Genomic DNA, 13,727 nt, shown 5'->3' with positions numbered 1-13,727 from the left:
TCCTATCTGGCAGGAATCGTCCAACCGCCGTCAGCGGTGATGACCGCGCCCTGGATGTAACTCGCGTCATCGCTCGCGAGGAACGCCGCAAGCGCGGCTATCTCTTCCGGAGCGCCGAAGCGGCCGGCCGGCATCTCGGCCTGCCGCGCCGCAATGGTCGCTTCATCGAACTGCGCGATGGAAGCAGGTGTTCCGATCATGCCTGGCGCGATCACATTGACGCGGATCTTCTTTGCGCTCAGCTCGATGGCAGATGCGCGCGAGAGACCGACGACGCCAGCTTTCAGCGCGGAATAGGCAATCGAGTCCTTGGCCGGGTGAAACGCCGACACCGAGCTGAGATTCACGATCGAGCCGCCGCCGCGCCGCTCCATTTGCGGAGCTACGGCCTGCGTCGCCCAGATCAAGCCATGCACACCAACTGCGAACATCCGCTCGATCGTGTCGACCTCGATCTGTTGCAATGGTTCAAACCGCGCCCACACGGCATTGTTGACGAGTACGGCCACGGGTGCATTGAATTCACGTTCGACGCGTTCAAAGAGCGCGTGCACATCGTCCCGCTTGCCGATATCGACCTCGTATCCCCTCGCCTCGAACCCCATGTCCTTCAACTGGCTGACCGCGGGCTCCAGCCGTCGCGCGCTGACATCGACACAAGCAAGACGTCCGCCCTCGCGGCCAAAGCGCTCCGCGATCGAAAGACCGATCCCGCGCGCGGCGCCAGTGACAACGCAGACGCGGTCCTTGAGACGGGCGTTCATGCGCTGGCCTTGTGTGCCGGTTCGGCGAATGCCTTGGCGATCTCGCGCAATTGATACTTCTGGACCTTGCCGGCCGGGGTCTTCGGCAGGTCGGTGACGATTTCAACGCGCTCCGGCCAATATTGCTTGGCCACCCTGTGCTCGGCCAGGTGGGCCTGGACGCCCGCCAGATCGAGCTTCTCGCCTGGACGCAGCATGATGAAGGCACAGGCCCGCTCTCCCAACCTCGTGTCCGGATAGCCGACGATTGCGACGGAAAGCACGGCCGGATGCTTGAACAACAGATTCTCGATGTCGAACACGGGAACGTTCTCGCCGCCTCGGATGATGATGTCCTTGATGCGGCCGTCGATCCGGATGTAGCCCTCGTCGTCCATGTAGGCCATGTCGCCGGTGTCGAACCATCCGTCGGCGTCAAACGGCTCCATGTCCTCGCGCTTGTAGTAGCCGAGAAACATCTGTGCGCCGCGGACCTTGAGCAGGCCCTTCTCTCCGACCGGGGCTGGAGATCCGTCCATGCGCACCACCTGGACCGCCACGCCCTCCACGGGACGCCCGTCGGTCTTCGACGATTTCTCCAGCGCCCGCTCCGGCTCGGTCAGTGTACTCGACAGCGATTCCGTCATGCCCCACAGCGAGCAAACCTTGAGGTCCAGCTCGCGATAGGCGCGATCGATCAACGCTGGCGGAATCGGCGCACCCGCGCAGAGGAACTTGCGCAGTTGGGCCGGCTTCGGCACACCGGCTGCGACGGCCTCGCACATGTCGGCAAGGAACGTCGCTGCACCGGCGGAATAGGTCACGCCTTCCCTGGCCATGGTCGAGACGCCGCGCTTGGGTTCCCAGATGTCCTGGAAGATCACAGTCGCGCCGATTTTCAGACCGAGCAGCATGCCGGCCGCAAAGCCGGTCATGTGGCCGAGCGGCGAGCAAACCAGCATTGTGTCGCTTGCGTCGAGGCCAAATCGTCCGGCAAGCCCGATGCAGCAGCCCATCAGCGTATTCAGGCAATGCATGACGCCCTTGGGTGAGCCCGTGGTGCCCGAAGTGAACATCAGAACAGCCATTTGATCGGCGGGAAGCGCGCCGAGATCGCCAACCGGTGGCGGGCCGAGACGCTCGCTACCGGACAGCAGGGCCTGATCGAAGCTTGCAGGTCCCTCGCCGTCGACGGCGATGACGTGCTTGAGCCTCGGCAGGCCCGGCTGCAGCGAGCGGGCCATGACCTCGTGATCGAATCCGCGAAACAATTTCGGAACGACCAGCAGCTTCGTCTCGGCGAAGCCCAGCATGTAGGTGAGTTCATGTTCACGGAAAATCGGCATCAGCGGATTGACGACCGCCCCAACGCGAAAGGCCGCAAGCGCAATGACCGCAAATTCCCACCAGTTCGGCAGCTGAACCGACACGACGTCCCCTTGGCTGATGCCAAGACGGCGCAGTGCGGCGGCCGCACGCGAAATCAGATCCCCGAGTTCCGCATAAGTCAGACGCTTCGGTTCGGTCCGGTCGGCGCGATCCGCCATCAGCGCCAGCTTTTCAGGCGTTGCGGCAATCGTCTGTTGCAGGAACTCGTCGAAGCTCTTGTCGACCCAGAATCCGCTCGCACGCATCGCGCGCGCATGCGCCACGGGATCGAACCGATTCTCGCTCATGACGTCGCCTCCATGACGATTGATCGCTGCCCTTGACGGCGCTTTAGTGCGCTAGTGTATTATATTCGAAATGGACTGCAACACCTAAATGGATAGAGTTGCCTCGGTTTTTAAGACCGGCTTGTTCTCCGTTTCGTGTGCTAGTGCATTAGTTATTCCGAACCAACAAGGGAGGTCGCAATGAAGGCGGCGGTTCTGGAACGGCGTGGGATCGATGGCGTGACCTGGCGGGATTTTCCGGATCCCGTGCCGGCTCCGGGAGAGTCGGTGCTCAGGGTCGCGGCCTCCTCTGTCAATCGCGTCGATCTCTACATGCGCGACAACGGCGACGGGATCACCCATGCGTTCCCGCAGGTGATGGGGGTCGAAGCCGCTGGCGAGATCGTCGAGGCCGCCCCCGGTACCGGACTGAAGCCAGGCATGAAGGCTGTCCTTTTCTCCGAGGCCTATTGCGGCAGATGCCGTTACTGCCAGGCAGGCGACCAGCCGCTCTGCGAGAACGTGAAGATCATGGGCGAGCATCGGCATGGTGGCTTTGCCGATTACGTCGCCATGCCCAGCACCTGCTTCTTTTCCCTCCCCGACGACGCCGATCTGATCGCAGCAGGTGCCCTGATGACGGGCCATCTGACGGCCTGGCGGATGCTGTTCGGCAAACGGGCGCTGCAACCCGGCGAAAGCGTCTTGATCGTCGGCATTGGCGGAGGCGTGGCAGTTGCCTGCCTCCAACTAGCGAAAATCGCGGGCGCCCGCGTTTTCGTCACCTCATCCAGCGACGAGAAAATCGCCAGGGCGAAGGCGTTAGGCGCAGACGGCGGCGTGAATTACCGGCGCGATCGGGTTTCCACTACCATCCAGGAGATGAGTGGCGGGGGCGTGGACATGGTGATCGACAGCGTCGGCGAGGCAAGCTGGGGCGAATCCTTGCGCTCGTTGCGCCGCGGCGGGCGCCTCATCACATGTGGCGCCACGACCGGCTCCAATCCGCCGGCCGATCTGCAACGCGTCTTCATTCGCCAGTTCGAAATCTACGGCTCGACCGGCGGCAGCGTCAGCGAATTCCGCCAATTGCTCGATGTATTCAATCGCGGCCTAACCAAGCCCATAATCGATTCATCGTTTGCAATGGCGGATGTCGGCTCGGCCCTTGCGCGCCTCGCCTCCGGCGCACAGTTCGGCAAAGTGTCGCTCGTGGCCTAGCTCCATCGCGCCGAGACGATCACATCTTGCAGGCGGGATCCACCGGAGGAATGATGTCCTGCCCCGGCTCGAGCTTCTTGATCTGGTAACCGGGCTTTCCATCCGGCCCGATTGCGATCTGACTGATCGCCATCCGGCGCGCGGTCTGATGATCGCCCGCCCGGACTTCGACATCGCCGAGAACCGTTTCAGTCTTGAGGCCTGACAGCGCTGCGCGCACCGCGTTGATATCGGTCGAGTTGGCCTTCCGGAGCGCGGCGGCCATGAGCTCGATCGCCGCATATTGGTCTGCACTGGTGTAAGGCGGCAGCTCGCCGTTGTATTTTTCCTTGTAGGCTTTCACGAAAGCTTCGGCTTGAGCGCCGGGAAAACCGGCGACGAAGCCGATGTTCTGATAGACGCCCAGGACCGTCTCGCCTTGCGCAGGCAGCGTTTGCGGGATCACGAAGGAATTGCCCAGTACCATCTTGTACTTCTTGAACAGGCCGAATTGCTGCTGCTGCTTGGCGAGATTGATGGCATCGCTGCCGAAGATCGTCACGAACAAGCCGTCAGCGGGGTCTGCCCCCAGTTCCGAAATCTTGGCACCGAAGTCAGGCGTACCAGACGGAGAAAACAGCACCTTGCCGACGGTGCCGCCCTGGGAGGTCACCAAGGCCTTGAACTTGTCTGCGGAGTCGCGCCCGGCGGCATAGTCGACAGCAAGGATGTCCCACTTCTTGATGCCCTGATCCTTCAGGAACTCCCTGAAGGCGCCCATGATCATCGAGTCATTTGCATTGACCCGGAAGAAGTTTGGCGAACAGTTCTTTCCGGTCAGACCGTCGGCGTTGGCCATCACTTCCAGCATCAGGACTTTCAGCGCGGGAAGCTTGGCTTGCAGAGCCGGCGTCACCGCCGACGTGTCCATGCCGGTGATGAACATCGCGCCGTCCTTCTGGACCGCGCGGGTGGCACCGTCGACCGCCGTGTCGGGCGTGCCCGGATAGGAAATGAAGGTCGCCTCCAGCTTCTTCCCCGCGGCCCCGCCGGCAGCGTTGATCTGTTCGATCGCAAGGTTGACCGCCTTGACCTGGGTGTCCTTCAGCCCGGCGAGCGGTCCACTGTCGATCAGCAGAACACCGATCTTGACGGTGTCCTCGGCCAAAGCCGCCGTCGTGATTGCAATAGACATTGCGGCGCCGATCGTTACCGCACGCAACGCACTGAAAGCTGGACCGACGGACGATTTCTTCATTTTCTCACTCCTCTCCACTTGTTTCTGATGCTCGGCTATACGGCCATCAGCGCCTGGTTCTCCGGCTCACCGATAGAGCCGATGGCGCCTGCCCCGACGACTTCTCCCTTCGCCAGGATCACGAATCGATCCGTCGCACGCTTCACGAGGCTGAGGTGCTGCTCGACCACGAGCACGCCGGTGCCGGCACCGCGAATGCGGTTGAGCGTCTCGACCAGTCCATCGATCAGCACGGGCGAAAGACCTTCCGACGGCTCATCGAGAAGAATGAGACTGGGATTAGCCATCAAGGCGCGACCGATCGCCAGCATCTGCTGCTGACCGCCGCTCAGCATGGTGCCGAGCCGGTCGGCGCGCTCCTCCAGCACCGGGAAGAGATCGAAGATGGTCTTCAGACTCCAGTGCCCTGCCCTGCCGGTCGCCCTGCCGAGCAGCAGGTTCTCCTTCACTGTGAGATTCGGGAGGATGCGACGACCCTGCGGCGCAATGGATAGACCCAGCTTGGCGGCCATGTAGCCGGGCAAGCCGTCGATGCGACGATCATGCACCCAGATGGCTCCCGAGATGATGTTGGTCTCGCGAAAGACCGACAGCAATAGCGTCGACTTGCCGGCGCCATTGCGGCCGACCAAGGCAACCGATTCCCCTTCTTCGACCGTGAGGTCGATGCCGCGCAGCACGGTCGATGCGCCATAGCCGGCAAACAGGGATTCGACACGCAATGCGCTCATGCCGCGGTCCCCAGATACGCCGCGATGACCCGATGATCGGCCCGGATGGCTTCGGGCGCGCCTGTGGCGAGATGCCGACCAAGATCGAGCACGGTGACCATGCCGCAGCAGGCGAACACCGCGTCGACATCGTGCTCGACTACGATGGCCGAGATCCTGCGCTCGCGCACGAGGTCGCGCACATGCTCGAACAGGCGCAACGTCTCCGTGGCAGACAGGCCGGCGCCCGGCTCGTCCATCAACAGAAGGCGTGGCCGCCCGATCAAGGCCAGTGCCACATCGACCCGCCGCTGCACACCGTAGGCAATGCGGCCCGCCTTCTGGCCGAGATAGCCGCCGAGGTCCATGACCTCGATCACGTCGTCCAGCCTGTCGTCGCCGAGATGCCGCGCAACCAGCTGGAGCTGTTCGTGGACGGTGAGGTCCTGGAAGATGCTGGTGCGCTGGAACGATCGCGACATGCCCTGACGACGGCGCCAGCTGATCGAACGTCGCGTGATATCCTCGCCGCAGTAGCGAACGCGTCCCGCGGTCGGGCGCCGGCGGCCGCAGATCGCATCGAGCAGCGTGGACTTTCCAGCACCATTGGGCCCAATGACGCCGTGAAGCATGCCATCGCCGCGCACATCGAGATCGACGTCCGTCAGCGCCCGCACCGAGCCATAGCTCACCGACAGCTTCTCGATTGTGAGCATATCAGGGGGCCTCCCCGCGCCAACCAAACAGCCGCAACGCGCTCGACAGTCCGCCGACGACGCCACGCGGAAATACGACGATGAACACGACAATGGCGATACCGGTCAGGAGCTGCGTCAGCCCGCGTGCCCCGAATTCATCCTGCGCAAAGGAGAAGATGAGCCCACCCAGGATCGGCCCGAGCGCCCCGGAAACGCCTCCCATCAGAGCTGCGACTAAAGCGTTGGTGCTGATCGAAAGGCCAAGGCTCTCGGGCGAGACGAAACCGGCGTTGAGCACATGCAGGAAGCCGGCGACCGCAGCCACGAGATTGACAAGCACATAGCCGATTAGTCGCGGCACGAAGGTGTTGAAACCGGAGAAACGCATGCGCTCGTCGTTCTCCCGTACCGCACGGAGGATCGCACCGAGACGGGAGCGCGCGATGATCCAGAACGCCACGCCGACAAGGACTGCCACGATCCAGGCCATTATCCAGAACCGCGCCGGATCGGCAAACGCGGCGACGTCGATGCCCAGGATCGAACCCTTCATGCGGACAACCAGCCCGTCGGCGCCCCCGGTATAATCGCGTAATCCCTCGAGCAGGACGGCATGGCTGAGCATTTCGCCGGCTGCGAGCGTCAGCATCATGAAAGCGAGCGGATTGGTCCGCACGATCAATGCGCCCAGCACGGTCGCGTAAGCGATGATGATCAGGAACGCGGTGCACAACGCCTCCGTCGGCGTCAGGTCCCACTCGCTCATGCCGATCGCAAACAGATATCCGGCCCCGCCATAAATGCTGGCCGCGCCGAGCGCGACCAGCCCCGCCTGCCTCATCAGGAAGGCGACGCTGAGCGCGAGCATGCCGAGCAGCAAACCTTCACTGCCGAGACGAAGCACGAAGTCGCTGGCGAGGTATGTCGGGACAAGGGCACCGGCCCCGAGCCCGATTGCGCCGGCAACAATCGCGAACCACATGCGCGAGATGTGGCTGCCAGGCAACCCGGTCGCAGTCCCGTGCAAGTCACCGGTCATCGCGCCATTGCTCAACTCAGAACCCTCCGGCGTCCGATGCCGCCGGGCGCGACAAGCAGCACGACCATCAGCAGGATGTAAGGAACGAGCGCCGCAAGGTTGGGCAGAAAGACCGATCCCGCTACCTGAACGAAACCGAACAGCAACGCCGCAACGATCGCGCCCCCGATGCTGCCGGTACCGCCGATCACGACGATGATCAGGCAGTTCACGATCATCGCGACGTCCATCCCCGGATCGATCGACAGATAAGGCCCGGCCAACACGCCGGCGATCCCCGCAAATGCGGTGCTGAGGCTGGTGATGAGCAGGCTCAGGCGATCGGCATCGATGCCCATCATCCGCGCCACCGACGGATCCTGGCTCACGGCGCGGACATACAGTCCGGACGGCGTATACCGGAGCCAGACTGCAAGCAGCGCGCACGAGCCAAGCCCCATCACGATCAGAAAGAGGCGATAGACCGGGTAGGAGAGGTTCAGGACGGTAATCGAGCCGGAGAGGATTTTCGGCGCATCCACGCTGCGCGCCTCGCCGCCGTAAAAATAGATGATGACCTGCCCAAGGATGATGCCCAACCCCAGGGTGACCAGCGCCACCTCGATATGCGACCTTCTCTGCAGTGGCCGTAGCGCCAAATATTCGAATGCGATGCCGAGAAACGCGAGCAGGATCGGAACGACAAGCAGCGCCAGCCAGAACCCGCCGACCAGGGCAATGGTGTAGCCGAGATAGGCGCCAAACATATAGATCGCGCCGTGGCCGAAATTGATGACGTCGCGCAGGCCGTAAATCAGAGCGAGTCCGCTCGACAGCATGATCAGCAGCGAGGCGAGTGCCAGCGAATTCGCGATCAACAGCGCGATCACGATAGCGCTCCCTTGTCACGTTGCATCTCACGTTGCATCGGACGACGGCACGCAGCCATCCGGTGCACCGCCAATCCGCGCGCCTGACCTCGCAAACGGCCCTCCCGCCATTGCGCGACGTCCGCCACCGACATTCAAATCGGGCGTAACGCCGGCCTTCAGCATTTCCCCGTCCTGCCGGACGATTTCGGGTTCGACGCCCGATTAGTACACTGGCTTATCATATATTGACGTTTGCCGCAAACCTTAATCCAACTGGCCTGCTGCGGCATCGTGCACCTCGCGGCATCCCGCCTTCATGATCGTCTTGACGAAACTCGTACGCACCGCAACGATATTTCAAACCTTCAGCGGCTGCGGCCGCTTATGCGCCATAACGAGCAACGTCGGGAGCACCTGCCATGAATCTGGATCACGTCGTCTCGCGGCGCTTCGCGCCGATCCGTCAATCCTACGATTGGCGCGATTGTGCCCTGTATGCGCTCGGGCTCGGCATCGGCGACGATCCGCTCGACGAGGACGAACTGGTTTACGTCTACGAGGGCCGCGATCAACGGGCCGTGCCCAGCATGTGCGTGACGCTTGGTTGGCCGCCGCTCTGGATTGCTGAACCTCAGACCGGAATCGCCTGGACCAAGGCACTGCACGGGGAGCAACGATTCACGCTGCATCGCCCCCTCGCCGCCGGCGGATCTGTCCGAGCCGAGCATCGGGTCAGCGCCATCGATGACAAGGGGCCGGCACGCGGCGCGCTGGTCTACTTTGACACCGAGCTGTTCGACGCGGTCAGCGGCGAACGATTGGCCAGCCTGTGCGCGACGGAGTTCCTGCGTGGCGACGGCGGCTGCGGCAGCTACGGCACGTCGCCTGGCGACATCACAGCGATCCGCGCCGATACAAGGCCGAGCGCCGCGACCACGTACCGTACGCCACAGCAGGCGGCGCTGCTGTATCGACTTGTCAGCAGGGATTACATGCCGATCCACGCCGATCCCATCGTGGCCAGCGAAGCCGGCTTTGGCCGGCCGATCTCACACGGCTTGAACACGATGGGTCTGGCCTGCCGCGCCGTCTTGAAGCGCTACGCGCCGGGGCATCCGGAGCGGATAGGCGCAATGGCGGTGCGGTTTGTCGCGCCCGCCTTCCCAGGCGACACCATTCGGATCGAGCTGTTCGAGGAAGGCGAGACCATTCGATTCAGAGCATGGGCGGTCGAGCGGCAAATGATGGTGCTCGATCGCGGCGAATGCCGGCTTGCGCCAACCTGAAGCGTCGCGCCGGCTTAAGGAGCATATCAGCTGCGAAGCGAACCCAGGTCGGCCATCGCGATCGAGATCCGCTCAATCATCGCCAGTGTCGTCTCTTCCGATTGCATGTTCGGCAATAGCGGGGAGTGACAGAGGGTGATGGTCCACATCAACAGCGCGTGCACCATCTGCTGCCGATAGTGCAGGAAACTCCGATCAAAGTCCGGCCTGGTGCCGGTCAATGCGGCGAACCGGTCGAGATAGCGGAGCAGCAGATCCTTCTCCCACTTGCGGCGATCGTCGGGTGTGAGCGCCGCCGTGACGGCATAGGCAAAGTCTCGCGACCAATGGCCGCGCGCAAGGCATTGCCAGTCGCACAGACCCATCTTCCCCGCTCCCGTGCGGTACCAGTTGCCGATATGCACATCAGAGTGGATCAATCCCTGCGGCTCGCTGTCGTGCACGGCAAGAGCCTGCACGGCTGCCGGCCAGACTGCATCACGTTGCGCCAGGATGCTTTCGGGAAGGACGTGAGACGCCGCGTCGAACGCCTTTCGCGTATAGTATTCCAGGCTCATCTTTTCCGCACCGATCGTGAACCAGCGCGGATAGCTCGCGACAAAGCGGTATAGCGTGGCGAGCTCAGCATCGCCGTGGAAACGCGCGTGCAGTGAGGCGAGAACGTCAACCATGTCCTCGGCCGTCTCGCGAGAGACGTAGGTCTGGTAATTGCAAAATGTCGCCGATTTTGTTGCGACCATGTCTTCAAGAAGAAGAATCGAGGCAAACGTCTGGCGGTCCGACGCCGCGTGATAGCCGATCGGCGCTTCGATCTCGAGCTGCGGCCGCAGCTGCATGTAGAACCGGCCTTCGACCCGCGCAGTGCCGTTGAACCCGCCGATCATGCGCGTGACGACGCTCGGCAGCGACTTGGTGAACATCGACTTCGGCAGGCCTGCGCGGTGGCCGGCCTCGTTGTAATTGACAAGCAGTTGATGGCGTTCGTGCGTTCCCGCGCTGGCCGGCTTGACGACGACTCCCGTCACGACGGCTTCAGGGACCTTCTGGCAGAGCACCGCCGTCAGCCACTCCGGCGTAATGGCGTCGGGCGAGCATGGAACATCCTCGAGCCGGCGCGCCTTCGGCCGAACCAGACGCTCAAAGGCGACGCGTCCGCCGATCTTCAGCGCAGCCAGCGCCGTTGCGCCCGAAGCAGCCATGGTTCCTCCCTTGGCCGGCGGCAACCACTCTCGAGTGTGCCGCAGCCGATAATTAGTACACTTATGTACTATCTATAGCACAATCGAACTCGGGTTCAAGACAGCGCGTTGGTTTTCATGCGCCGCAATCTGGCGATGCAGCGACGCGGGGCTGCCGATTTCCAGGGGCCTCTATTTTCGTTTCATATGATATGATATACAAGTGTACTTGTTGCGCAGCTGCGCGTGGCTAATGCTGAAAAAGAGCGATATGGGAGAAAACATGAGGATCGCGATACTGGCCGGCGTGTCGGCCCTTGTCCTCGGCGGCGCCGTCTTCGGCGCTCGTGCCGGTGAAAAGCAGTATGGCCCGGGTGTCACCGACACGGAAATCAAGATCGGCCAGACCATCCCCTACAGCGGGCCGGCCTCCGCCTTTTCGAGCTATGGCCGCGTCATGACCGGCTATTTTCGGATGTTGAACGAGAAGGGGGGCATCAACGGCAGGAAGGTGAACCTGATCTCGCAGGACAATGCGTTCAGCCCGCCAAAGGCGATCGAACAGACCCGCAAGCTGGTCGACGACGACAGCGTCCTTGCCGAAGTGGGAACAGTCGGCACCGTCCCCAACATCGCCGTCCAAAAGTACCTCAACCAGAACAAGGTGCCGCAGGTCTTCATTTCAGCCGGCGGCCGGCGCTTCAACGACCCGCACAATTTTCCCTGGACCGTTCCGTTCTATCCGGCGTTCGAGATGGAGGGCGCCACATTCGGCAAGTTCATCGTCAAGAAGATACCGAACGCAAAGATCGCGGTGCTCTATCAGAACGACGACTACGGCAAGGACTACCTCACCGGCCTCAAGGCCGGCTTGGGCCCTGACAGCACGGCGAAGATAGTGGCAGAGGCGCCCTATGAGCTGAGCTATCCGACCGTCGATTCCGAAGTCCTCAAGCTCAAGGCCGCCGGCGCCGATACGATCATCTATTTCGCAACGCCGAAATTTGCGGCGCAGGCGATCAAGAAAGCCAATGAGTTGAACTGGAAGCCGGCTCAGTTCCTGGCGAGCCCTGTCAACTCGATCCAGGGCGTTCTCACGCCCGCCGGACTCGAAAACGTCCAGGGCGCCTACACAACCCAGTTCACCAAGCAAGCTGGCGATCCGACCTGGGCCGACGACCCGGACGTGAAGGACTACGTCGCCTTCATGAAGAAATGGGCACCGAACGACAGCCCGAACGATTTCATCGCGCTGTCCGGCTACATCAATGCGCAAGCTATCGCGAAGGGCCTGGAGCGATGCGGTGACAATCTGACACGTGAGAACCTGCTGGCCCAGGCGACGAGCTTCAACAAGGAGCGCGTCGGCATGCTGCTTCCGGGGATTGAGCTTACCAATTCGAAGGAGAACTACGCGCCCTACCGCACCCTGCGCATGGCGATCTTCGAAAAGACGTCCTGGAAGCTGCTCGAAGAGTAACGTCGGGATCAATTCCAGGCCTGCCGGGCATCGCCCGTCAGGTCCAACCGAGCAGCAAACGCCAGTGGAGAGCGAGTTGACCATCAGGGGTAAGGCCTACATTGCCGGGATCTACGAACACCCGACCCGGCATGCACCGGACAAGTCCACAGCCCAGCTCCATGCTGAGGTCACCAAGGGCGCGATCGAGGACGCCGGGCTGAGCAAGGACGACATTGACGGATATTTCTTGTCCGGCGACGCGCCGGGCGGCGCCTGGCCGATGGTCGATTATCTCGGTCTCAACACCAAAAAGCTCCGCCATATCGACAGCACCGATACCGGCGGCTCCTCCTACATCATCCAGCTCGGCCATGCGGCCGAAGCCATTGCCGCGGGCAAATGCTCGATTGCCCTGATCACGCTCGCGGGCAAGCCGCGCACCAGCCACACCCCACCACGCGCCCCCGGCGCCGAGGCCGACTTCGAGACGGCCTACGGCGCGGCCACCCACAATGCCTATGGCATGTGCGCGATGCGTCACATGCACGACTATGGCACCACCAGCGAGCAGCTCGCCTGGGTCAAGGTCGCGGCCTCGCATCACGCGCAATACAATCCGCATGCGATGCTCAAGGACGTCGTCACCGTCGAGGACGTCCTGAACTCGCCGATGATTTCCGACCCGCTGCACCGGCTTGATTGCTGCGTCGTCACCGATGGCGGTGGCGCATTGATCGTGACCACGCCCGAGATCGCCCGAAGCCTGAGAAAGCCGCTGGTCCGGTTGATCGGCCACGGCGAAGCCATGAAGGGTCCGAACGGTGGCAAGAATCTCGATCTGACCTATTCCGCCGGAATCTGGTCCGGCCCGCGGGCGTTCGAAGAAGCCGGCATCACGCCGAAGGACATCAAATACGCCTCGATCTACGACAGCTTCACGATCACGGTACTGATGCAGCTCGAAGACCTCGGCTTCTGCAAGAAGGGCGAGGGCGGCAAATTCGTCGCCGACGGCAATCTCATCTCCGGCGTCGGCAAGCTGCCGTTCAACACCGACGGCGGCGGCCTGTGCAGCAACCATCCGGTCAACCGCGGCGGCATGACCAAGATCATCGAGGCTGTGCGGCAGCTGCGCGGCGAGGCGCATCCGAAGGTGCAGGTCAAGAACTGCGATCTGGCCATTGCCCACGGCACCGGCGGCCTTTTGGGGGTCCGCCACGCGGCCTCGACGGCCATTCTGGAGCGCGTGTGATGAGTGAAGCAAAAAAATATCCTGCTCCCGTGACCAACCCCGAAACAGCCGCGTTCTGGGATGCGGCGAAGCAGGGCAAGTTCCTAATCAAGCGCTGCACCGCCTGCGGCGAAGCCCATTACTTCCCGCGCGCGATCTGTCCGTTCTGCTATTCGGACAACACTGTGTGGGAGGAAAGTTCGGGCGAGGCCACGATCTACACCTACAGCCTGATGCGGAAGTCGCCGACCGGTCCGTACGCGATCGGCTACGTCACGCTGAAGGAGGGGCCGTCGCTCCAGACCAACTTCGTGGACTGCAATCTTGAAACGTTGAAGATCGGGCAGAAGGTCAAAGTGGTGTTCAAGCCGACCGAGGGCGCGCCATTGCCCTTCTTCACACCCATCTGACGCAGG

13 protein-coding genes are annotated in these 13,727 nt (G+C 62.4%); 5 read left to right on the top strand and 8 right to left on the bottom strand.

Annotation, left to right across the window (positions count from 1 at the left end; all coding sequences use genetic code 11):
• Positions 1 to 2: 2 nt before the first annotated feature.
• Both IVB13_RS22425 and IVB13_RS22420 read right to left on the bottom strand, forming a co-directional pair.
• Entirely contained in the window at positions 3 to 764 is a 762-nt protein-coding gene (locus IVB13_RS22425; protein ID WP_247490582.1) for an SDR family oxidoreductase, read from the bottom strand.
• Positions 761 to 2,419 carry an AMP-binding protein gene (locus IVB13_RS22420; protein WP_247490580.1) on the bottom strand — a complete coding sequence of 553 codons (1,659 nt, stop codon included), beginning with the start codon at positions 2,417 to 2,419 and terminating at the stop codon, positions 761 to 763. The genes IVB13_RS22425 and IVB13_RS22420 overlap by 4 nt, the downstream gene beginning before the upstream one ends.
• Positions 2,420 to 2,599: 180 nt before the next feature.
• Here IVB13_RS22420 and IVB13_RS22415 point away from each other — a divergent pair, with 180 nt between their 5' ends.
• A complete protein-coding gene (locus IVB13_RS22415; RefSeq protein WP_256467294.1) occupies positions 2,600 to 3,619 on the top strand; it encodes a zinc-binding dehydrogenase in 1,020 nt (339 codons plus the stop codon).
• 19 nt (positions 3,620 to 3,638) lie between these two features.
• On the opposite strand, the gene IVB13_RS22410 is transcribed toward IVB13_RS22415, so the two are convergent.
• Genes IVB13_RS22410 through IVB13_RS22390 form a run of 5 tightly spaced genes read right to left on the bottom strand, consistent with a single transcriptional unit; the run spans position 3,639 to position 8,172 of the window.
• Positions 3,639 to 4,856, bottom strand: a complete 1,218-nt coding sequence (locus tag IVB13_RS22410; RefSeq protein ID WP_247490576.1) for an ABC transporter substrate-binding protein — start codon at positions 4,854 to 4,856, stop codon at positions 3,639 to 3,641.
• Positions 4,857 to 4,891: 35 nt separating this feature from the next.
• The gene (locus tag IVB13_RS22405; RefSeq protein WP_247490574.1) at positions 4,892 to 5,587 is read right to left on the bottom strand and encodes an ABC transporter ATP-binding protein; all 696 of its coding nucleotides are present in this window, start codon (positions 5,585 to 5,587) and stop codon (positions 4,892 to 4,894) included.
• Positions 5,584 to 6,282 (bottom strand): ATP-binding cassette domain-containing protein, encoded by a 699-nt coding sequence (locus IVB13_RS22400; protein ID WP_247490572.1) that lies wholly within the window; start codon positions 6,280 to 6,282, stop codon positions 5,584 to 5,586. The genes IVB13_RS22405 and IVB13_RS22400 overlap by 4 nt, the downstream gene beginning before the upstream one ends.
• Before the next feature lies 1 nt (position 6,283).
• Complete coding sequence (locus IVB13_RS22395) at positions 6,284 to 7,303, bottom strand: branched-chain amino acid ABC transporter permease (protein WP_247490570.1); 1,020 nt, start codon at positions 7,301 to 7,303, stop codon at positions 6,284 to 6,286.
• Between the two features lie 11 nt (positions 7,304 to 7,314).
• Positions 7,315 to 8,172, bottom strand: coding sequence for a branched-chain amino acid ABC transporter permease (locus tag IVB13_RS22390; protein ID WP_247490568.1), 858 nt, complete (start codon positions 8,170 to 8,172; stop codon positions 7,315 to 7,317).
• Positions 8,173 to 8,573: 401 nt separating this feature from the next.
• Here IVB13_RS22390 and IVB13_RS22385 point away from each other — a divergent pair, with 401 nt between their 5' ends.
• On the top strand, positions 8,574 to 9,440 hold the full coding sequence (locus IVB13_RS22385; protein ID WP_247490566.1) for a MaoC/PaaZ C-terminal domain-containing protein: 867 nt from the start codon (positions 8,574 to 8,576) through the stop codon (positions 9,438 to 9,440).
• Between the two features lie 26 nt (positions 9,441 to 9,466).
• Here the strand turns inward: IVB13_RS22385 and IVB13_RS22380 are convergent, their stop codons facing one another.
• Positions 9,467 to 10,639 (bottom strand): phosphotransferase, encoded by a 1,173-nt coding sequence (locus IVB13_RS22380; RefSeq protein WP_247490564.1) that lies wholly within the window; start codon positions 10,637 to 10,639, stop codon positions 9,467 to 9,469.
• Between the two features lie 262 nt (positions 10,640 to 10,901).
• Here IVB13_RS22380 and IVB13_RS22375 point away from each other — a divergent pair, with 262 nt between their 5' ends.
• The 3 genes from IVB13_RS22375 to IVB13_RS22365 all read left to right on the top strand — a co-directional run bounded on the left by IVB13_RS22375 (position 10,902) and on the right by IVB13_RS22365 (position 13,721).
• Positions 10,902 to 12,098 carry an ABC transporter substrate-binding protein gene (locus tag IVB13_RS22375; RefSeq protein ID WP_247490562.1) on the top strand — a complete coding sequence of 399 codons (1,197 nt, stop codon included), beginning with the start codon at positions 10,902 to 10,904 and terminating at the stop codon, positions 12,096 to 12,098.
• 76 nt (positions 12,099 to 12,174) lie between these two features.
• Entirely contained in the window at positions 12,175 to 13,332 is a 1,158-nt protein-coding gene (locus IVB13_RS22370; protein ID WP_247490560.1) for a thiolase domain-containing protein, read from the top strand.
• Positions 13,332 to 13,721: an OB-fold domain-containing protein gene (locus IVB13_RS22365; protein WP_247490558.1), complete on the top strand. Its 390-nt coding sequence runs from the start codon at positions 13,332 to 13,334 to the stop codon at positions 13,719 to 13,721. Before IVB13_RS22370 ends, IVB13_RS22365 begins: the two co-directional genes overlap by 1 nt.
• The last annotated feature ends 6 nt before the right edge of the window (positions 13,722 to 13,727 follow it).

It is taken from the genome of Bradyrhizobium sp. 17 (genome assembly GCF_023073515.1).
Classification (GTDB): Bacteria; Pseudomonadota; Alphaproteobacteria; order Rhizobiales; family Xanthobacteraceae; genus Bradyrhizobium; species Bradyrhizobium canariense_D.
This window is presented reverse-complemented; position numbering and strand designations above follow the sequence as displayed.